18 protein-coding genes are annotated in these 19176 nt (G+C 63.5%); 10 read left to right on the top strand and 8 right to left on the bottom strand.

Annotation, left to right across the window (positions count from 1 at the left end; genetic code table 11):
- Positions 1 to 3: 3 nt before the first annotated feature.
- The 5 genes from ACF8GF_RS15515 to ACF8GF_RS15495 all read left to right on the top strand — a co-directional run bounded on the left by ACF8GF_RS15515 (position 4) and on the right by ACF8GF_RS15495 (position 4933).
- Positions 4 to 1161 (top strand): alginate O-acetyltransferase, encoded by a 1158-nt coding sequence (locus tag ACF8GF_RS15515; RefSeq protein ID WP_176682582.1) that lies wholly within the window; start codon positions 4 to 6, stop codon positions 1159 to 1161.
- Positions 1162 to 1181: 20 nt separating this feature from the next.
- On the top strand, positions 1182 to 1829 hold the full coding sequence (locus ACF8GF_RS15510) for an alginate O-acetyltransferase AlgF (RefSeq protein WP_021784108.1): 648 nt from the start codon (positions 1182 to 1184) through the stop codon (positions 1827 to 1829).
- 35 nt (positions 1830 to 1864) lie between these two features.
- Entirely contained in the window at positions 1865 to 3319 is a 1455-nt protein-coding gene (locus ACF8GF_RS15505; RefSeq protein ID WP_176682786.1) for a mannose-1-phosphate guanylyltransferase/mannose-6-phosphate isomerase, read from the top strand.
- Between the two features lie 305 nt (positions 3320 to 3624).
- Complete coding sequence (locus ACF8GF_RS15500) at positions 3625 to 4089, top strand: multidrug transporter (RefSeq protein ID WP_176682580.1); 465 nt, start codon at positions 3625 to 3627, stop codon at positions 4087 to 4089.
- Between the two features lie 31 nt (positions 4090 to 4120).
- Positions 4121 to 4933, top strand: coding sequence for an SDR family oxidoreductase (locus ACF8GF_RS15495; protein ID WP_176682579.1), 813 nt, complete (start codon positions 4121 to 4123; stop codon positions 4931 to 4933).
- 387 nt (positions 4934 to 5320) lie between these two features.
- Here ACF8GF_RS15495 and ACF8GF_RS15490 read toward each other — a convergent pair whose 3' ends face one another.
- The 4 genes from ACF8GF_RS15490 to ACF8GF_RS15475 form a co-directional block, all read right to left on the bottom strand.
- Positions 5321 to 6775, bottom strand: a complete 1455-nt coding sequence (locus tag ACF8GF_RS15490; protein ID WP_392461656.1) for an efflux transporter outer membrane subunit — start codon at positions 6773 to 6775, stop codon at positions 5321 to 5323.
- Positions 6772 to 7833 (bottom strand): HlyD family secretion protein, encoded by a 1062-nt coding sequence (locus ACF8GF_RS15485; protein WP_392488119.1) that lies wholly within the window; start codon positions 7831 to 7833, stop codon positions 6772 to 6774. The genes ACF8GF_RS15490 and ACF8GF_RS15485 overlap by 4 nt, the downstream gene beginning before the upstream one ends.
- A gap of 28 nt (positions 7834 to 7861) precedes the next feature.
- On the bottom strand, positions 7862 to 9403 hold the full coding sequence (locus ACF8GF_RS15480; RefSeq protein WP_176682576.1) for an MFS transporter: 1542 nt from the start codon (positions 9401 to 9403) through the stop codon (positions 7862 to 7864).
- 116 nt (positions 9404 to 9519) lie between these two features.
- Positions 9520 to 10425: a LysR family transcriptional regulator gene (locus ACF8GF_RS15475; protein WP_016497993.1), complete on the bottom strand. Its 906-nt coding sequence runs from the start codon at positions 10423 to 10425 to the stop codon at positions 9520 to 9522.
- Between the two features lie 273 nt (positions 10426 to 10698).
- On the opposite strand from ACF8GF_RS15475, the gene ACF8GF_RS15470 reads away from it, so the two are divergent.
- From ACF8GF_RS15470 to ACF8GF_RS15460, 3 genes are all read left to right on the top strand, one after another.
- The gene (locus tag ACF8GF_RS15470) at positions 10699 to 11145 is read left to right on the top strand and encodes a universal stress protein (protein ID WP_176682575.1); all 447 of its coding nucleotides are present in this window, start codon (positions 10699 to 10701) and stop codon (positions 11143 to 11145) included.
- Between the two features lie 92 nt (positions 11146 to 11237).
- Positions 11238 to 11564: a type II toxin-antitoxin system PrlF family antitoxin gene (locus ACF8GF_RS15465; protein ID WP_014859917.1), complete on the top strand. Its 327-nt coding sequence runs from the start codon at positions 11238 to 11240 to the stop codon at positions 11562 to 11564.
- Complete coding sequence (locus ACF8GF_RS15460; protein ID WP_176682574.1) at positions 11561 to 12028, top strand: type II toxin-antitoxin system YhaV family toxin; 468 nt, start codon at positions 11561 to 11563, stop codon at positions 12026 to 12028. Before ACF8GF_RS15465 ends, ACF8GF_RS15460 begins: the two co-directional genes overlap by 4 nt.
- Positions 12029 to 12100: 72 nt before the next feature.
- Here ACF8GF_RS15460 and ACF8GF_RS15455 read toward each other — a convergent pair whose 3' ends face one another.
- From ACF8GF_RS15455 to ACF8GF_RS15440, 4 genes are read right to left on the bottom strand one after another with little or no spacing between them, the layout of a single operon-like run.
- Positions 12101 to 12961, bottom strand: a complete 861-nt coding sequence (locus ACF8GF_RS15455; RefSeq protein WP_176682573.1) for an HlyD family secretion protein — start codon at positions 12959 to 12961, stop codon at positions 12101 to 12103.
- A gap of 10 nt (positions 12962 to 12971) precedes the next feature.
- On the bottom strand, positions 12972 to 13172 hold the full coding sequence (locus ACF8GF_RS15450) for a DUF1656 domain-containing protein (RefSeq protein WP_009685040.1): 201 nt from the start codon (positions 13170 to 13172) through the stop codon (positions 12972 to 12974).
- Positions 13162 to 15339 carry an FUSC family protein gene (locus tag ACF8GF_RS15445; protein WP_176682572.1) on the bottom strand — a complete coding sequence of 726 codons (2178 nt, stop codon included), beginning with the start codon at positions 15337 to 15339 and terminating at the stop codon, positions 13162 to 13164. The genes ACF8GF_RS15450 and ACF8GF_RS15445 overlap by 11 nt, the downstream gene beginning before the upstream one ends.
- Positions 15336 to 16865, bottom strand: a complete 1530-nt coding sequence (locus tag ACF8GF_RS15440) for an efflux transporter outer membrane subunit (RefSeq protein WP_392461660.1) — start codon at positions 16863 to 16865, stop codon at positions 15336 to 15338. Before ACF8GF_RS15440 ends, ACF8GF_RS15445 begins: the two co-directional genes overlap by 4 nt.
- A 191-nt stretch (positions 16866 to 17056) precedes the next feature.
- Here ACF8GF_RS15440 and ACF8GF_RS15435 point away from each other — a divergent pair, with 191 nt between their 5' ends.
- Together ACF8GF_RS15435 and ACF8GF_RS15430 are read left to right on the top strand one after the other, a co-directional pair.
- Entirely contained in the window at positions 17057 to 18004 is a 948-nt protein-coding gene (locus ACF8GF_RS15435; protein WP_003251712.1) for a LysR family transcriptional regulator, read from the top strand.
- 173 nt (positions 18005 to 18177) lie between these two features.
- Positions 18178 to 19152: a D-glycerate dehydrogenase gene (locus ACF8GF_RS15430; RefSeq protein ID WP_176682570.1), complete on the top strand. Its 975-nt coding sequence runs from the start codon at positions 18178 to 18180 to the stop codon at positions 19150 to 19152.
- Positions 19153 to 19176: the final 24 nt, after the last annotated feature.

The raw sequence follows: 19176 nt of genomic DNA, 5'->3' as shown, positions 1-19176 counted from the left end.
ACCATGACCCGGACATTACGCATCACCTATTCCCTGTCGTTCCTCGGCCTGCTGGTCGGCATGGGCGCCTGGTCCACCGGTGGCCTGCAGAGCTTCCAGCGCACCGAGCAGATGACCCTGCTCAACGGCAAGCTGGCCAAGGCCGCCGAGACCCACTACGACGCCGAGTTCCCGATCAAGCGCCTGGGCACCAACCTGTGGGCGGCAATGGACTTCAAGTTGTTCAACGAAGGCCGCCCGGGTGTGGTACTGGGCCGCGACCAGTGGTTGTTCAGCGACGAAGAGTTCAAGCCCACCGCCGGTGCCGAACAATTGATGCAGGAAAACCTGGCACTGATCCGTGGCGTACGCGACACCCTGCAGCAACACGGCAGCCAACTGGTGCTGGCGATCGTACCGGCCAAGGCGCGGGTCTACGCCGAGTACCTGGGCAAAGAGCGGCCTGCCAGCCTGCATGACGACCTGTACAACCAGTTCCATGCCCAGGCACGCCAGGCCAACGTGTTCGCACCGGACCTGATGGCACCGATGGAGCAAGCCAAGGCCCGTGGCCAGGTGTTCCTGCGTACCGATACCCACTGGACGCCTATGGGTGCCGAAGTGGCGGCGCAAACGCTGGCCGAAGCGGTCAGCCGCCAGAGCCTGCTCAACGGCGCCCCACAAGCCTTCATCACCGAAGCCGGCAACACCGCCCCCTACAAGGGCGACCTGACCAACTTCCTGCCACTGGACCCGTTGTTCAGCAACCTGCTGCCGACCCCGGACAACCTGCAGCAACGCACCACTCGCCCAGTCGACGCCGAGGGTGACGCCGGCGACGCGTTGTTCGCCGACAAGCAGATCCCGGTTGCACTGGTAGGCACCAGCTACAGCGCCAACCCGCACTGGAACTTCCTCGGCGCGCTGCAGCAGGCCCTGCGCAGTGACGTCGCCAACTACGCCGAAGACGGCCATGGCCCGCTGCTGCCGATGCTCAAGTACCTGCAAAGCGATGCCTTCAAGAACGCCGCACCACAAGTGGTGGTGTGGGAATTCCCCGAACGTTATCTGCCAATGAAAAACGACCTCAGCAGCTTCGATCCGCAGTGGATCGCGCAGCTGAAAAACTCCCGTAAATCCGAACAAAACCTGGCCTTGTCGTCCACCCGGACAGACCACTGACTGATAGAGAGGAAACGCACATGACTACCAAGACTTCCATTGCCAAAGCCCTCACCCTCGCGGCCGGCCTTTCCCTTGCTTCGATGCAGGCGTTCGCCGGTGCCGACGCCGCACTGTATGGCCCAAGTGCGCCGAAAGGCTCGACCTTCGTACGCCTGTACAACGCGACCAGCGCACCGGCCGCCGCGTCGGTCGGCAACACCCAGATCAAACAGGTTGGCGCACAGGCCAGCAGCGACTTCAGCTTCCTGCCAGGCGGCGACTACACCGCCCAGGTCGGCGGCAAGAGCGTGCCGGTCAAGCTGGCCTCGGACAAGTACTACACCCTGGTCAACAGCAACAACGGCAACCCGAAACTGATCGAAGAACCACCGTTCAAGAACAAGCAGAAAGCCCTGGTGCGCGTGCAGAACCTGAGCGACCAGCAACTGACCCTGAAAACCGCCGACGGCAAGACCGAAGTGGTCAAGCCGGTGGCCGCCAACGGCCGTGGCGAACGCGAAATCAACCCGGTCAAGGTCAACCTGGCGCTGTACCAAGGAGACAAGAAAGTGGGTGACGTGAAGCCCGTCGCCCTGGAACGCGGCGAAGCCGCAGTGCTGTACGTAACGGGTTCCGGCAACGCCTTGTCGCCGGTGTGGGTAACTCGCCCCGTGGCTAGCAACTGATTCCCCTGCCTCTCAACGACTATTGGAGAAACATGATGATCCCGGTAATTCTTTCTGGTGGTAGCGGTTCCCGTCTGTGGCCTCTGTCGCGCAAGCAGTTCCCCAAACAGTTCCTGGCCCTGACCGGTGAACACACGTTGTTCCAGCAAACCATCGAGCGCCTGGTATTCGAGGGCATGGACACCCCGGTCGTGGTCTGTAACAAGGACCACAAGTTCATCGTCCAGGAGCAACTGGCCGCCCTGAAGCTGGAAACCCAGGGCATCCTCATGGAACCGTTCGGCCGCAACACCGCGCCGGCCGTGGCCATGGCTGCCATGAAGCTGGTCAACGAAGGCCGCGACGAGCTGATGCTGGTGCTGCCTGCCGATCATGTGATCGATGACCAGAAGGCCCTGCAACGTGCCCTGGCCTTGGCCACCGTGGCCGCCGAGCGTGGCGAGATGGTGCTGTTCGGCGTGCCGGCGACCAAGCCGGAAACCGGCTATGGCTACATCCGTTCCAGCCAGGACGCGCTGCTGCCCGAAGGCGTGGCGCGGGTTGCGCAGTTCGTCGAGAAGCCCGATGAAAAACGCGCCGCCGAGTTCGTCCAGGCCGGTGGCTATTTCTGGAACAGCGGCATGTTCCTGTTCCGCGCCAGCCGCTTCCTTGAGGAACTGAAAAAGCACGATGGCGACATCTACGACACTTGCGTACTGGCCCTGGAGCGCAGCGAGGAAGACGGCGATGTGCTGAGCATCGACGAAGCCACCTTCGCCTGCTGCCCGGACAACTCCATCGACTACGCGGTAATGGAAAAGACCCAGCGCGCCTGCGTGGTGCCGATGTCGGCCGGCTGGAGCGACGTCGGCTGCTGGTCGTCGCTGTGGGAAGTGCACGAGAAAGACGACAACGGCAACGTCACCAAGGGCGATGTGGTGGTTCAAGACAGCCGCAACTGCATGATCCACGGCAACGGCAAACTGGTGTCGGTGATCGGCCTGGAGAACATCGTGGTGGTCGAGACCAAGGATGCCATGATGATTGCCCACAAGGACAAGGTCCAGGGCGTCAAGCAGATGGTCAAGACCCTCGACGAACAGGGCCGCACGGAAACCCAGAACCACCTGGAAGTGTATCGCCCGTGGGGCTCGTACGACTCGGTGGACATGGGCGGCCGCTTCCAGGTCAAGCACATCACCGTCAAACCGGGCGCCAGCCTGTCGCTGCAGATGCACCATCACCGCGCCGAACACTGGATCGTGGTATCCGGTACCGCCGAGGTGACCTGCGACGAAAACGTGTTCCTGCTGACCGAAAACCAGTCGACCTATATCCCCATCGCTTCGGTGCACCGTTTGCGCAACCCGGGCAAGATCCCCCTGGAGATCATCGAGGTGCAGTCCGGCAGTTACCTGGGCGAAGATGACATCGAACGCTTCGAGGATGTGTATGGGCGCACCTCCACCCCCATCGAGCGCGGCGTTTCGGTGAAGACCATCGCGCAGTAAATGCTGACTCGCCCCTGGGCTGACCAGGGGCGAGCCTGCTCATTCAACGCTCGGGGCTATGATGTGGATGTCGAATGGGCCAGCCACCACCTTGAAAGGTCGCTGCAAATCATCCTCCCCCTCAAATGTGACTCATGGCCATGCTCCTTTAGAATAGGCAGGGTGAAATCCAGAAGGGATGTAGCGTTTCCTCTGCTCGCAGCAATGTCAGGTCTGGTTTCTGGCAGAGGTGCTCACCGGTTACCTGACCGCTGGGTTTTAGGTAGGCTGTAGCCATCACTCCGCGCGAATGAGGCGATTACGCGATGCTGATCGGTGCCCTGCTGATCCTCACCTGGCTGGTGTTGTTGTTGCGTTACCCAGCCAAGGCTCTTCCCATCTCCCTGGCGGCCGTGTGTGGCCTGGGCCTGGTGGCTTCGTTCGTCGTCTGGCAAGACAGCCGCGAAAGCAGCCGACTGGCACGCCTGGACCTGCGCCTGACCTACGCCCCCGAACACTGTCCCGCCGACCGTGCCCTGCAGGTCCGCGTGAAGAACGGCAACGACGTGCCGCTGACCGAACTGCGTTGGCGCGTGGCGGCGTATGCACCGGGCGATACCGTGAACCTGGCCGAGAATACCTACAATGCACCGCGATACCGAGGACCAGGTGAATTGCAGCCGGGGGCCGAGTGGCAAGACTGCCTGCCATTGCCACCGCTGCGTTCCGGGTATCGGCCGCAGACCCTGGAATTCCGGGCAGAGCGCCTGCAGGGTACATTTGCCAATTGATGTGTTTACTCCATGACAACAGGCCCCAACCATGCCCACCGTCCTGATCACCGGTTGTTCCAGCGGCATCGGCCGCGCCCTGGCCGACGCCTTCCGCGATGCGGGCCACCATGTCTGGGCCACCGCCCGCAAGCCTGAGGATGTCGCGCAGCTGAGTGCCGCCGGCTACACGGCCCGGCAGTTGGATGTAAACGATGGCGAGGCGCTGGCCCGTCTGGCAGAGGAACTTGAGACCCTCGATATCCTGATCAACAACGCCGGCTACGGCGCCATGGGCCCACTGCTCGATGGTGGCGTCGACGCCCTGCGCCAGCAATTCGAAACCAACGTTTTCGCCGTGGTCGGCGTTACCCGGGCGCTGTTCCCGCAGCTGCGCCGCTCACGCGGCCTGGTGGTGAATATCGGCAGTGTATCGGGTGTACTGGTCACGCCATTCGCCGGCGCGTACTGCGCCTCGAAGGCGGCTGTGCATGCGCTGAGCGATGCCTTGCGCCTGGAACTGGCACCGTTCGGTGTACGGGTAATGGAAGTACAGCCGGGCGCAATTGCCTCGCAGTTCGCCAGCAATGCCCAGCGCCAGGCCGAGCAGGTGCTGGCGGCAGACTCGGCGTGGTGGCCTTTGCGTGAGCATGTGCAGGCACGGGCGCGGGCATCGCAGGACAAGCCAACTTCAGCGGCGGTATTTGCCCAAGGCGTGCTGGCAGCCGTCGGCAAGTCGCCGGCGCCAGCGCGGGTGCGGCTGGGGAATGGCAGTACAGCCTTGCCGCTGATGGCACGGTTGCTGCCGCGGCGGTTGCTGGACTGGGCGCTGCGCAAGCGTTTTGGCCTGCTGCGTCCGCTCTGAGTGATCGCCTGCCTTTACCCGCGAAAGGGCCGGGCCTGCAGGCCAATTTTCACCCACCGTTCACTGTTGCCGCCGCTATCGTATTCGCGGGTAAACCCGCTCCTACACAGATTGGTGGTGGACACACATCGGTGGTTGGACACAGGCCGCCGTTTATCCGCGAAAGGGCCGGGCCTGCTGGCCAATTTTCACCCGCCGTTCACTGTTGCCGCCGCTATCGTATTCGCGGGTAAACCCGCTCCTACACAGATTGGTGGGGGACACACATCGGTGGTTGGACACAGGCCGCCGTGTAGGAGCGGGTTCACCCGCGAAGAGGCCGGTGCAGCCTGCAAAGAATCAGGCCATGGACCGCAGTGCCCCCCCTTCAAACTCTGTGCTTCCTCCCTAGCTGTGAGCATTCGGCAGCTGCTCGTCAAACGCCTGCCAGCCTCCACCCAGCGCCTTGTACAGCCCCACCAGCGCCTGCGACACCGCCGCCGAGCTGTCGATCCATTGCTCCTCGCTGGCCAGCAGCGCGCCTTGCACCGTCAGTACATTGAGAAAGTCCACCGCCCCTTCCACATACTGGCGCTGGGCGGTTTCCAGGGCGATACGGTTTTGCCGTACGGCCTCCGCAAGGTGATCACGGCGCAACTGACTGGCGTTGTACAGGCGCAGCACGTCGTCAATTTCATGCCAGGCCCCCAGCACCACCTTGCGATAGTTCAGCGCGGCTTCCTGCTGTTGTGCCTCGCGCAGTTGCAGGGTGCCCTTGAGCCGGCCGCCTTCGAAGATTGGCAGCGACAACTGCGGACCGAAGGCAAACCGGCGCGAATCCCAGCCACCGAAATCCGACAGCTGCATGGCCTGGAAGCCGACACTGCCCGACAGGCGGATGCTCGGGTAGAAATCCGCCTTGGCCACGCCAATGCTGGCGGTGGCGGCATGCAGGCGGGCCTCGGCCTGGCGGATGTCCGGGCGGCGCTCGGCCAGTTCGGACGGCAAGCCGATGGCAAATTTCTGCTGCGGCACGGGCAACTCGCCGCCTTGCAGCAATTCGGCCTGGAGGCTGCGCGGCCGCTCGGCAGCGAGCAGGCTGAGGGCATTGATCAAGTCATCACGCCGCGCTTCCAGGCTCGGCAGGCGCGACTCGATAGACGCGACCTGGGCGCTGGCCTGGGCCACATCCAGGCGCGTGGCAACACCTTCGGCCTGGCGGTCCTGGGACAGCTTCAGGCTGTGCCGGGCGACCCTGAGGTTATCCTGCGTCACATCGAGGGTGTGCTGCACGGCACGCAGCTGGATGTAATTGCCGGCGGTTTCCGAAAGCAGCGCCAGCAGCACGCTGCGGCGGTCATTCTCGGCCACTTCGACCGTGGCATCGGCAGCCTCGACCTGACGCCGCACACGGCCCCACAGGTCCAATTCCCAACCGGCCACCAGGTCACCCTGCCAGAGGTTGAAGGCTTCTTTCCCGGCCTTGCCGGACGGATCGCTCAAGCCATCGGCGCTGTTGCGCGCGCGGCTGTAACCGGCGTTCACGTCCACCGACGGTACTTCATCGGCAGCCAAGGTGCTGCGCAGGGCACGGCTTTGCAGCAGCCGCGCGCTGGCCATCTGCAAGTCGAGGTTGCGCTCGGCAACGCGTTGGATCAAGGCACTAAGCTTTGCATCGTGGAAGGTTTCCCACCAGCGCAGTTCCAGCGGTTCGGCCTGCGGCTGGCTGGCTGCCGCCTCGCCTTGCAGCGGCGCCCACTGCTGCGGGGCCTGGCTATCTGGACGCATGAAGTCCGGGCCCTGGGTGCAGCCGGCCAGCAGCACGGCCAGCAGCAACGGGCTCAAGCGCAATCCCGTTTTCATCGCGCACTTACCTCTTTGCCGTCCAGCTTGTCGCCACGGGTGTCGATGGTGGCTTCTACCGACATGCCCACACGCAGGCGGGTGAGCAGTGGCTGGCCATCATCGAGAACGATCTTTACCGGAATGCGTTGCACCACCTTGGTGAAGTTGCCGGTGGCGTTGTCTGGCTTGACCGCGGCGAAGGTTACGCCGGTAGCCGGGGCAATGCTTTGCACATGGCCTTGCAGGGTTTCGCCGGAGAAGGTGTCGACGCTGATGCGCACCGGCTGGCCCGGTTGTACGTGGGTCAGCTGGGTTTCCTGGAAGTTGCCGACCACATAAGCCTGCTGCAACGGCACCACCGACAGCAGGCGGGCACCCGGGTTGACGTAGGCCCCCACGCGCAGGGCGCGTTCGCCGACCATCCCGTCCACCGGCGCTGTGATGCGGGTGTAAGACAGATCGAGCCGGGCCTTTTCCAGGCCTGCTTCGGCGCGCTTGAGCTGGCCATCGGCGCTGGCCACTTGAGCCGTGAGGATGTCCACCTGCTTGCGCGCCGCCACCCGCGCCGCTTGAGCGTTGGCCAGGCGAGCACGGGCTTGATCGACCGCGCTGCGCGCCTGCTGGGCGTTCTGCACGGTACCTGCGCCCTGCTCGGCAAGGCGGCTGTAGCGGTTGACTTCATGGTCGGCGAACGCCACCTCAGCCTGGGCCGCCTTCACAGCCGCTTCGGCCTGGGCAATCAGCGCATCCTGGCGTTCAAGCGTGGCGCGGGCATCGGCGCTCTGTGCCTGGGCTACCAGCAACTGCGCCTGCGCAGCATCCAGCGCGGCCTGGTAGTCACGCGCATCGATGGTCGCCAGCAACTGGCCAGCCGTGACCTGCTGATTGTCTTCCACCAGCACTTGCTTGATGAAGCCGGCGACTTTGGGCGCGACCACGGTGTAGTCAGCGGTCACATAGGCGTCATTGGTACTCTGGCGGTGGTCGCTGCCTAAGATCCAAGGGCCGACAATGCCGGCCAGGACGGCCACGGCCAGCACCGAGCCGATGAGAAGGGTTTTGCGGTTGTTGGTCATTTCAATGGTTCTCGAAATCATCCAGGGTTCAAGCCACCGCACGCGGCGGATAGACCCGGGTAGGCACGAAAGGAATCAGGCAGATCAGGGCCACGGCGATACAGGCCAGCACCAGATAGAGGTCAGCCGAGGTCAATACCTGCGCCTGGTCGTGAATGCGCTTGGCCAGGCCGGCGGCGTTGCCGTCGACCAGCGGGGCGTTACCCAAGCTGTCCACCAGGTGATTGGAATGGAAATGCCGGCGCAGGGTGCCAAGCACATCCAGCAGGCCACCGGCGATGACGGCGGCCAGGCCCTTGACGGTGTTGAACCAGCTGGAGGCGAACGGGCCCTCCTGCGGGGTCATGCCATTGGTGGACAGCATCAGCAGCGGCAGCACGGCCATCGGCTGGCCGAACACCTGCAGCAGGTAGAACGGGTAGAAGTCGCCACGGATCCACTCGCTGGTCAGCAGGCTGCTGCCAACACAGGACGCCGCCAGCATCGCCAGGCCAATGCCCAGCACCCAGCGGCAGTCCACTGCGCGGATGTTGCACAGTGCCGCTGTCAGCGGCAGGGCGATCAGTTGCGGCATGGCCACCAGCATCATCAACGGGCTGGTCTGCGCTGGGCGATAGCCCTGGATCTGCGCAAGGTAGGCCGACGGGATGCTGCCCACACCCGAGAGCACGACCAGTACACCGGCCAGGGTCACCAGGGCGAAACTCAGGTTGCGCCGCTGCAACAAGCGCAACTGGAAGAACGGCAACGGCTCGGACCACTCGTTGTACATGAACAACACCAGCAACAGCAGGCCACCGCCCAGCAGCCAGCAGATCAACGGCGAGTCGAACCAACCCCAGCGGTCGCCCAGCGACAGGCCAAGTACGGTGCAACTGATTGCAGGCAGCCCCAGCAGTACGCCTCGCCAGTCGAACTGTTTGAAACGCTCCAGGCGCAGCGGGTCCTGCGGCAGCCCCCAGCCTACGCAGAAAATGGCCAGCAGCGAGGGCAGGATGATCTGCCAGAACGCCCATTGCCAACCGACGTATTCGGTCCACAGCCCCGCCAGCGGCGTGCCGAGGTTGGGGCCAAAGGTGGCGGTCAGGGCGTAGCAGGCCAGGCCATAGACCTTGATACCTGGCGGCAGAAAGCGCAGGGCCACGCTCATCAGCATCGGCGGCAAGGCGCCAGCGGCAAAGCCCTGCAGTACGCGCAGCAACATCAAACTGTGCAGATTGGGGGCGAACGGTTGCAGCAGGCCAAGCACGGCGAACAGACCAATTGCGCTCATGGTGAAGCGCCGCAGCGAGAAGGTCGTGGCCAGCCACGGCGCAAAGGCCATGGCTGAGACCGAAGCGGCGCTGTATACCGCCAGCAACCAGGCCCCTTCGTCGGCACCGATGCCCATGGCGCCGCGGATATCGGCCAGGGAAATCTTGGTTACCGACTCGTTGAGGCCGGCGCACAGCACAGCCAGCAACACGCCGAACAGTCCGACCACCACCTGCAGGCCAAACGCCGTCTGCGCAGGCGCGGCCGGCGCGGGGGCGGCGGCCAGCGCCGCAGAGGGCGCCGTCAGGGAAGTCATGAGAATACATCTCCAGCAACAATTTCAGGGCTGGGGCAAGTTTAAGAAGGTCGAATGCTGACGAAAACTGACTTGTCGGTAGTTTTATATTGCGTCAGACGCAATCCATGCCTGAATCACGGATCGATGCGGCCACACGCTTTCAACGTCTGGCGCAACCAACGGTGCGCGGGGTCGTTGTCGAAGCGCGGGTGCCACGCCTGCATCACATTGACCTTCTCCAACGGCACCGGGATCTCGAACGAGCGCAATGGCAACTTCAACCGCTGCACACTGTTGAGGATATTGGCGGGTATCGGCAGGATCAGGTCCGAATCCGGCAGCGAGAACATCGCCGAGTGGAAGCTGGTGGTGATCAGGGCCACGCGCCGCTCCACCTTGTGGTTGGCCAACGCCACATCGATCGGCCCGTTGGCACGGCCGCGTCGAGACACGCTGATCTGCGGGTAGGCGGCAAAACGCTCAGGGGTGATCGGGGCATCGAAGATAGGGTGGCCCACACGCGCCAGGCCTACAAAGTAAGTATTGAACAGGCTCTGCACCTTGATTTCCGGGCCCAGTTCAATGGCCGAGCTGATGATCAGGTCGATATGCCCGTTGCGCAGCACTGCATCATCGTCACCACTGCCCTCCGGGACAAACCGCAACACCGTACGCGGCGCCTGGGCCAGCATCATGCGCAGCAGCTGGGCGCCGTAAAGGGCAATGAACAAATCATTGGTGCGGATGTTGAAGGCACGGTCCAGGTTGACCAGGTCGACATCGTCACGGCTGCGGAACACCTGCCCGGCCTGCTCCACCAGGCCATGCACCTGCTCGCGCAGGGCCAACGCACGGGGCGTAGGCACCAGGCCACGGCCGGCGCGCACCAGGATCGGGTCACCCAAGGCATCGCGGATACGCCCCAATGTCCGGCTCATGGCCGCCGGGCTCAGGTTCATGCGCTGCGCTGCGCCCACCACGCTGCCCTCGTCGAGCAAGGCATCGAGGGCGACGAGCAGGTTCATGTCCGGGAGTTGCATGGCCGTTTTCCGTTACAGCTGCGGGAAACGCGATGGTAGCAGGTTGGTGGATTGCATCAGACGCAATGCGCTCTTGCGTGGTGGGGCATTTATTCACTGGGCGTATTCGGCCTTAAATGAAGCATTGGCAGGTCTGGCCTTTTCGCGGGCGCGCCCGCTCCCACAGGCCCCCCCACAATTCCCGAATGTTGTGCGACACACCTGTGGGAGCGGGCATGCCCGCGAAAGGGCCGATCCTGCAGACCCACAAGCCAGCCTCTGCCAAGGATTCCAATGCCCAGCCCCGTCCTGATCGCCATCGACGCCTCCCCCGCCTCCAGCACCCTGCTCACCCTCGCCCGCCGCTACTGCCGCCCCGGCGAACACGAACTGCACGTGCTGCTGGCCATCGATTCCACCTTCGCCGTGCATGAGCAACCTGCGCCCTACACCGCCGAGGAACTGGAAGAATACCCCGCCGCCTGCGAGGAACAGCAGCATGCCGACCACGCCGTAGCCGAGGCCGTGCGCGAGCTGCAGCAAGCCGGCTTCACCAGCCTGGGCTGCATGGCGGCCGGCCAGCCGGTTGAAGCGATTGTGGCCAAAGCGCAGGAATTGAACTGCGAACTGATCATCATGGGCCACCGCCACCTGTCGCGGTTGGGGCGGTTGCTGGACCCGTCAGTCAGCGCGAAGGTGATTGACCGGGTAGACATGCCAGTGTTGGTCGGCTCTGCCTGACCGCTCATCACCGTGGTAATGCACCTGCATTGACATGGCAATGCAATCGCATTACCTTGAGCCGTATCGCTGTCACCCACAGGACATTACTCATGGCTGCCACCTTCGACGTCGAGTCCACGCTGACCGATCGCTATCAAACCACTGTTCCCGAAACGGTGCGGCGCGCCTTGGGCTTGAAAAAACGTGACAAGATCCATTACTCGATTCGCCCCGACGGTGGGGTGATACTCACCCGCGCAGAGGCAACCGAGGACGATCCGGTACTGGGCAAATTTCTGGATTTCCTGGCACACGATATCGCTACCAACCCTCAACGGCTGCAGGTTGTCGATGCTGGCCTCATCGCGCGCCTCGACAAGCTTGTCGGCGACGCGGAGGTCGACCTGGATCAACCTCTGTCGGCGGACGATGAATGAGTGATGCGAGCAGGAAGCCTCTGGTTATTCATGGATGGACTGTAATTGCCCACCCGCTGTTCCTGGCCAAACTGGACGCGCTAAGCGCTCAAGTCGAGGCTCAACGGGACAAAGACCCAACGGGTTATACGAAAAGAAATACCTTTAAAAGGCTGGCCGCCATCCGGCGGTTGGCGTTCGATGTAATCCCTCAAGACCCGACCAAACCCGAATACCGGCAAGGGGCAACACTTGGCGGTGACCACAAGCACTGGTTCAGAGCAAAGTTCTTCCAGCAGTACCGGTTGTTCTTCCGCTACCACACCCCCAGCAGGATCATCGTGCTGGCCTGGGTCAATGACGAGTCGAGCAAGCGGGCCTATGAAAGTAGCGACGATGCTTACAAGGTCTTTCAAAAGATGTTGCATAGCGGCCACCCACCGGACGATTGGGACCAGTTGCTGCAAGAGGCTGCCGCAGATTGAGCCGACTGGCTAATACGCATGCATCAGCAGGGCTCCCACAGATGATGCGGGAGGCCGGGATGGTCGCGAAGGTCAACCTTCGCCAGGCTTGACTACCACCGTACACGTCGTCCCCGCCGCCAGCAAAAACCCTTCCGGCACTTCATCGATGTGAATACGTACCGGCACCCGCTGCGCCAGGCGCACCCAGTTGAAGGTGGGGTTCACGTCGGCGATCAGCTCGCGGCTTTGCGGGTTGTCGCGGTCGTAGATACCGCGGGCGATGCTCTCCACATGCCCTTTGATGCGCTCGCCGCTCATCATCTGCAACTCGGCCTGGTCACCCACCTTCACGTGGGGCAGCTTGGTTTCCTCGAAGAACCCGTAGACCCAGAACGAATTTTCGTCGACCACCGCCATCACCGCCTCACCCGTGCGCGCATAGTCGCCCTTGTGGATATTCAGGTTGGTCACGTAGCCGTCCACCGTGGCCACGATGTGGGTGCGCTTTAGGTTCAGCTCAGCCGCAGCCAGTTCGGCCAGGGCCTGCTGGTAGTCAGCCTGGGCGGAGTTGGCGATGTTGCTGGCGTCTTCACGGTTCTCCTTGGAGATCACCAGGTTGTCCATGTCGGCACGGCGCCTGGCATTGACCTTGCGCATTTCCCAGGTGGCCTTGCGCGAAGCGACCAGCGCCTTTGCCTGGTCGACCGCCAGTTGGTAGTGCTCGGGGTCGATCTGGATCAGCAGGTCGCCCTTCTTCACCCGCTGGTTGTCCTTGACCGGTACAGCCACCACGTAGCCGGGCACGTCGGCAGCGACGTTGATGATGTCGGCCCGCACACGGCCATCACGGGTCCAGGGCGTGGTCATGTAGTGCAGCCACAACTGGCGACCGATGGCCACGGCAGCGACCAGCACCAGCAGGGTGGCGATCAGGCTGAAGAACTTTTTCATCGAAGGATTCTCACCAGTAGACAGTCAGCGCCATGGCGCCGAACAAGCAGACGAACAGGCTCAGGCGCAGCAGCGCCGGGTGCCAGAAGAAGCGGTAGCCATCATGGCTGGCAATGAACCGGTCCAGGCCCCAGGCCAGGCCCAGGGCAAACAGGAACATCAAGGTCATGGTGGGCATGTACACACCATGGAAGGCGATTTCACGAGGCATGGTGCAGTCCTTTCGCCGGTGCCAGTGGCGACTGTGGGTCCAGCAGGGAAGAACGGATGAAGTGCAGGTAGCTTTGCACGCGGCGCAGCACAGAGGTATCGAAGTGCCGGGCGAACGGCTCGTCGGTGGCCTGCACGCGGGCGATGGCGTGGTCCACTGCCACCAGTGCGCGTTCATGGTTGCTGGCGCTAGGCTGCAGGAACAGCCGGGCCAGAGCGCGGCCCATGACACGGATTGCCTGGCGCCACGGCTGCGACTCGGCATAGGCCGGGTGCACCGGCGCGCGGGCTTGCTCCTTACGCAGCTCAATGACGGCGTGGCCGATCTCCAGCACGGTGAACATCCAGCCCATCAGTTGGCTCTGCACCTGCGGCTTGCCGGCCGCCAGGCCATAGGCCTGGTGCAGCAGGTCGCGGGTGCGGCTTTCGAAGGCCGAGCCCAGGCCGCGCAGGCGGCCGCTGATGGCGAACAGCACCTGCTCGCGCAACGCCTGCTCCAGGCGGCTCCACAGCCAGCGGCTGTTGGGCGGCAGGATGATCGCCCCGGCGGCGGCACAGACGAACATGCCGATCACCATACCGATGTAGTCGTTGATGAAGGCGTACGGGTCATAAACGGTGAGGTTGTTCGGCACCGAGCCAATCGCGAAGAACACCAGCAGGCCGATGCCATAACCGGCGTAGGCAGGGCGCGACGAAAGAAACGCGCCCAGCATGAACACAGGCGCCAGCACCATGCACAGCAGCGGAAAACCGTCGATCCAGGGGAACACGAAGAAGGTTTCGAAGAAGCCGACAAAAGCGCCGATGGCCGTGCCGCACGCCATCTGGAACGACATGCGCTTGGGGTTGGGTGACGCCGCCGAAAGGCATACGGTGACCGTGGCGATCAGGGTCATCATGGCGCCGCTGGGCCAATCGCTGAGCAGCCAGTAACTGCCCAGCAGCAACAGCACTGCCGAGGCCCGCACACCCGCCGCCAGCGATACCAGCCAGCTGGTCTGCGCCACGTAGGGCTCGTCCCACTGCTCGCGCTCGTGCTTGTGCGCGGCCAGTGAGGCATGGGTTTCGGCGTAGCTCAACATTTCGTCGACGAAGCGGTACAGCAGCTCGAACGCGGTATGAAAATCGAGCAGGTCGGACTCGCTGGGGTCCGTTGCCAGGTACTCAGCCCGCAGCCCTCGCACCTGGGCCTGCAGGCCTTCCTTGTAGGCGGCCAGCTCCAGGGTCAGGCGCAGCGCATCGGCGTCAGTCAACGCCCGGCCCACATAGGGCTGCAGCAACTCCATCAGGGTGTTCAGGCCAGGTTCGATGGCACTGACGATCTGCAGCGGGCCACGGGCGCGCAGGCGCTCCAGCAAGCGGTGCAAGGCATTGAAACGCGTGGTGACGGCCATGAACTCGCTGTTCATGCGCACCAGCCGACCACTGCGACGGCGCATGTGCGGGTCTTCGAAAGCGGTGACGTTGCGCAGGCTCTCAAGGCCCACTGCCTCTGCCACGAAGCGCACGTTGCTGCTCTCGAAGCGGTCCTTTTGGCTATCGCCATGCAGGGCCTCGACCACCACCCCGGCAAACACGCCAAAGCGCTGGTAAAGGGCGTTGCGCATCGCGGCACTGGCCGACTGCGGCAGGATCGCGGCACTGACGAAGGTCGACACCAGAATACCCAGGGCAATTTCCAGCGCCCGCCATACCGCTGCCATGAACGCCTGGTCGGGGTGTTGCAGCACCGGCAGGCCGATCATCGCTGCGGTGTAGCCGGCCAGCACGAAACCATAGGCGCGGAAGGTGCGGTAGCGCATGGCACCGGCCGAGCACAGGCCCACCCACAGGGCCAGGCTGGGCAGAAACAGCTCGGTGTTCTGCGGAAAGATGGCGATCAGCGCCACCATCATCGCCGAACCCGCCAAAGTACCGAGCACCCGGTAGAAGCTTTTCGCGAACACATGCCCGCTTTGCGGCTGCATGACGATGAAAACAGTGATCATCGCTGTACGCGGTTGCGGCAGCTCAAGGCGCATGGCCAGCCACAAGGTGATGAACGCAGCGGCCAGCACCTTGAAGATGTACACCCAGGTCACGCCGTCGGTGCGCGCCCAGGCAAAGAAGCCCCGACGCCATTCCAGGCTTTGCAGCCAGCGCACGGGCAAACTGGAAGTGCTCATTCGGCGTTATCCGGCTTCTTGTCGAAAATGGCCAGGGTGGCCGGGGGTTTCGGTGCAGCCTGGCGTTCCTCTTTCGGCGCATCCTGACCGGCCTGCAGGCCACCACCCAGGGCGGTGACCAGCTCGGCATGGGCAATCAGGCGGGCGGCTTGCACCTGCTGCTGCACCTGCTGCTGGCGGAACAGCAAGGTCTGCGCGTTGAGCACGTTCAGGTAGTCGGTGAGGCCGCGCTGGAACGCGACCATGGCGATGTCGTAGGTTTTCTGCGCAGCGGCGACCGACTCTGCCGCGAAGTGCGACTGCTCTTTCATCGACTCGCGGCGGATCAACTGGTCGGAGATGTTCTTCAGTGCACCGACCACCGTCTGGTTGTAGCGCGCCACGGCTACGTCGTAGCCGGCAGAGGCCGCCCCCAACTGCGAGCGCAGGCGGCCACCATCGAAGATCGGCAGGCTGATGGCCGGGCCGACGTTGTAGTTGAACTTGCGCCCGGTCAGGAATTCCAGCGGCCCACCGCCGGTGGCCATGAAGCCCAGGCTGCCGACCAGATCGACGTTGGGGAAGAAGCCGGCGTGGGCAACGTCGATGCCGCGCGCCTGCGCGGCCACTTGCCAGCGGCTGGCGACCACGTCAGGGCGCTGGCCGACCAGTTCGGCGGGCAGGTTCGAGGGCAGTTTCAATGGCGCGGCCAAGACCAGGGCCGGGCGCTGCAACTGCGCGCCGTCCCCCGGGCCCTTGCCGGCCAGCGCCGCCAGTTGGTTGCGGGTCAGGGCAATTTCTTCGTCGAGGCTGTCGAGCTGACGGTGGGTTTCCGGCAACGGCGCTTCGGCCTGGCTGACTTCGAAATGGGTGCCGATACCGGCATCCAGGCGACGCTTGGCCAGGGCCAGGATCTGCTCCTGCTGTTCCAGTTCGGCCTTGACGATATCGCGCTGGGCAAAATGCAGGCTCAGCTGGATGTAGGCACGCACCACATTGTTCTGCAACTCCAGTTGCGCCTGGCGGGCTTCGGCCACGCTCATGTGCGCCTGGTCCACGGCCTGCTCGCTGGCATTGCGTTCACGGCCCCACAAGTCGAGGGCGTAGCTAAAGCCGATGGCAGCGTTGTTGTCCCAGGTGTTGGCACCGGACAGCGCGCCAGGGCCATAGAACTGATCTTCCGGCCAGTTGTGGCGCTTGAGCGTAGCCTGGCCGTTGGCCTGGAGCTTTTCCGCTGACTCGACCACACCGGCCATGGCCTTGGCTTCGCGCACCCGCGCCGCAGCCATGGCCAGGCTCGGGCTACCGGCCACGGCCAGGGTAATCCAGCGGTCCAGCTGTGGGTCACCATAAGCGCGCCACCACTGCTGGTCGGGCCAGTGAGCGTCGGTCGCGGCTTCGCGAATGGCCGCGTCGGTGGTCAAGGTATTGGCTTGCAGCGTCTTGCTTTGCGGGGCGATGCCCCAGGTTCCGATACAGCCGCTCAAGGTGAGGGCAAGGGCACAGGCACTGAACGCCTTGAGCGTTCTGATGATGCGACGCGGCACAGCTGCGATTTCCCGAGGAAGAAGTGAAGAGGCCGAGCAATTCTAGGGGGCGGCAGCACTGGCGATAAGCGCAGATTCCTGCGAATCTTTGTTACCAAAACGGCGATAATCCGCCTTTGGTCGAAGGCAACTTTTTCTCTTTTCTAGGTTACTTCGTGACACAATTTTGTCCTCTACCTCGAGAGTGACCCATGGACACCCTGCAAAACATGCGTGCTTTCAGTTGCGTAGCCCAATTAGGCAGCTTCACTGCCGCGGCGGCGCAACTGGATACGACCACCGCGAACGTGTCGCGGGCGGTCTCCAACCTGGAAGCCCATCTGCAAACAAGGCTGCTCAACCGTACCACCCGCCGCATTGCGCTGACCGAAGCCGGCAAGCGCTACCTGATGCGTTGCGAACAGATTCTTACCTACGTCGAAGAAGCCGAGGCCGAAGCCAGCGACGCCCATGCGCGCCCGGCCGGGCAGTTGAAGGTGCATTCGATGACCGGGGTCGGTCAGCACTTCGTGGTCGATGCCATCGCCCGCTACCGCGAAACGCACCCGGACGTGACCTTCGATTTGACCATGGCCAACCGCGTGCCCGACTTGCTCGACGAGGGTTACGACGTCTCCATCGTGCTGGCCACCGAACTGCCCGACTCGGGGTTCGTTTCACAGCGCCTGGGCATCACCTACAGCATCGTCTGTGCCTCGCCCGCCTACATCGCCCAGCATGGCGTGGCGCACAAGCCTGCCGACCTGCTCAAGCACGCCTGCCTGCGCATGGTCAGCCCGGTCATACCGCTGGAGAAATGGCTGTTCGATGGCCCGGAAGGCCAAGAGATGGTCAACATCACCAGTTCGCCGTTCATGGTGAACACCGCCGATGCCATGAAGACTGCGATCCGCAGTGGCATGGGCGTAGGCGTGCTGCCGATCTATTCGGCTATCGAGGGCCTGCGGGACGGTAGCCTGGTACGGGTGCTGCCCGAATATCGCCTGCAGGAGCTGAACCTGTATGCCATCTATCCATCGCGGCAGTATCTGGATGCCAAGATCAAGACATGGGTCGAGTACCTGCGCAACTCGCTGCCAGAGATTCTTGCCGCGCATGAGGCAGACCTGAAAACCCATCAGGTGCTGATCGCCAACTAAAAAGCTGCTGCATTGCGGGGGCGGACAATGGTAGGTTGCTAACCATTGATTTCGCCTGTTCCGGCCCCTTCGCGGGCAAGCCCGTTCCTACAAGGCACCGCGCCTCTGTAGGAGCGGGCTTGCCCGCGAAAAGGCCAGCACAGCCCCACCCCGCCTTGCAGAGAAGTTGCCCGATGAAAAAGACCGTCCTGGCCTTCAGCCGAATCACCCCGGCCATGGCCGAACGCCTGCAGCAAGACTTCAACGTGATCCTGCCCAACCCCAAGCTCGGCGACATCAGCGCCCAGTTCAACGAAGCCCTGCCCGAAGCCCATGGCCTGATCGGCGTTGGTCGCAAGCTCGGCCGCGTCCAGCTTGAGGGTGCGGCCAGGCTGGAGGTGGTGTCCAGCGTGTCGGTCGGCTATGACAACTACGACCTCGACTACTTCAACGAGCGCGGCATCGCACTGACCAACACCCCTGACGTGCTGACCGAAAGCACCGCCGACCTGGGCTTCTCACTGATCATGGGCTGCGCCCGCCGCACCGCCGAACTGGATGCCTGGACCAAAGCCGGCAACTGGCAGGCCACCGTGGGCCCGGCCCACTTCGGCAGCGATGTGCATGGCAAGACCCTGGGTATCGTCGGCATGGGCAACATTGGTGCAGCAGTGGCGCGCCGTGGCCGCTTCGGCTTCAACATGCCGATCCTGTACAGCGGCAACAGCCGCAAGACCGCGCTGGAGCAGGAACTGGGCGCGCAGTTCCGCAGCCTGGATCAGTTGCTGGCCGAGGCCGACTTCGTGGTGATCGTGGTGCCATTGTCCGATGCCACCCGCAAGCTGATCAGCAGCCGCGAGCTGAAGCTGATGAAGCCGAGTGCGTTCCTGATCAACATTGCCCGGGGGCCGGTGGTGGATGAGGCGGCGCTGATCGAGGCGCTGCAGGCCGGCACCATTCGGGGCGCAGGCCTGGACGTGTACGAGAAAGAACCGCTGAGCGATTCGCCGCTGTTCAAGCTGCCCAATGCGCTGACCTTGCCGCACATTGGTTCGGCTACTGCCGAAACCCGTGAGGCCATGGCCAACCGGGCGATCGACAACCTGCGTGCGGCGCTGCTGGGCGAGCGGCCGCGGGACCTGGTGAACCCGCAGGTGTGGAAGGGCTGACCGTTTTGGAGTGCCTGTGCTGGC

The organism is Pseudomonas sp. yb_5, from assembly GCF_043103865.1.
GTDB classification, from domain to species: Bacteria; Pseudomonadota; Gammaproteobacteria; order Pseudomonadales; family Pseudomonadaceae; genus Aquipseudomonas; species Aquipseudomonas putida_Y.
This window is presented reverse-complemented; position numbering and strand designations above follow the sequence as displayed.

Bases quoted from the DNA above. Each gene is read 5' to 3' on its own strand.
- ACF8GF_RS15435 (WP_003251712.1), top strand. From the start codon at position 17,057: ATGGACACCCTGCAAAACATGCGTGCTTTCAGTTGCGTAGCCCAATTA.
- ACF8GF_RS15475 (WP_016497993.1), bottom strand. From the start codon at position 10,425: ATGCAACTCCCGGACATGAACCTGCTCGTCGCCCTCGATGCCTTGCTC.
- ACF8GF_RS15485 (WP_392488119.1), bottom strand. From the start codon at position 7,833: ATGACCAACAACCGCAAAACCCTTCTCATCGGCTCGGTGCTGGCCGTG.
- ACF8GF_RS15500 (WP_176682580.1), top strand. From the start codon at position 3,625: ATGCTGATCGGTGCCCTGCTGATCCTCACCTGGCTGGTGTTGTTGTTG.
- ACF8GF_RS15445 (WP_176682572.1), bottom strand. From the start codon at position 15,339: ATGAGCACTTCCAGTTTGCCCGTGCGCTGGCTGCAAAGCCTGGAATGG.
- ACF8GF_RS15455 (WP_176682573.1), bottom strand. From the start codon at position 12,961: ATGAAAAAGTTCTTCAGCCTGATCGCCACCCTGCTGGTGCTGGTCGCT.
- ACF8GF_RS15480 (WP_176682576.1), bottom strand. From the start codon at position 9,403: ATGACTTCCCTGACGGCGCCCTCTGCGGCGCTGGCCGCCGCCCCCGCG.
- ACF8GF_RS15515 (WP_176682582.1), top strand. From the start codon at position 4: ATGACCCGGACATTACGCATCACCTATTCCCTGTCGTTCCTCGGCCTG.
- ACF8GF_RS15430 (WP_176682570.1), top strand. From the start codon at position 18,178: ATGAAAAAGACCGTCCTGGCCTTCAGCCGAATCACCCCGGCCATGGCC.
- ACF8GF_RS15490 (WP_392461656.1), bottom strand. From the start codon at position 6,775: ATGAAAACGGGATTGCGCTTGAGCCCGTTGCTGCTGGCCGTGCTGCTG.
- ACF8GF_RS15460 (WP_176682574.1), top strand. From the start codon at position 11,561: ATGAGTGATGCGAGCAGGAAGCCTCTGGTTATTCATGGATGGACTGTA.
- ACF8GF_RS15510 (WP_021784108.1), top strand. From the start codon at position 1,182: ATGACTACCAAGACTTCCATTGCCAAAGCCCTCACCCTCGCGGCCGGC.
- ACF8GF_RS15505 (WP_176682786.1), top strand. From the start codon at position 1,865: ATGATCCCGGTAATTCTTTCTGGTGGTAGCGGTTCCCGTCTGTGGCCT.
- ACF8GF_RS15465 (WP_014859917.1), top strand. From the start codon at position 11,238: ATGGCTGCCACCTTCGACGTCGAGTCCACGCTGACCGATCGCTATCAA.
- ACF8GF_RS15470 (WP_176682575.1), top strand. From the start codon at position 10,699: ATGCCCAGCCCCGTCCTGATCGCCATCGACGCCTCCCCCGCCTCCAGC.
- ACF8GF_RS15495 (WP_176682579.1), top strand. From the start codon at position 4,121: ATGCCCACCGTCCTGATCACCGGTTGTTCCAGCGGCATCGGCCGCGCC.
- ACF8GF_RS15450 (WP_009685040.1), bottom strand. From the start codon at position 13,172: ATGCCTCGTGAAATCGCCTTCCATGGTGTGTACATGCCCACCATGACC.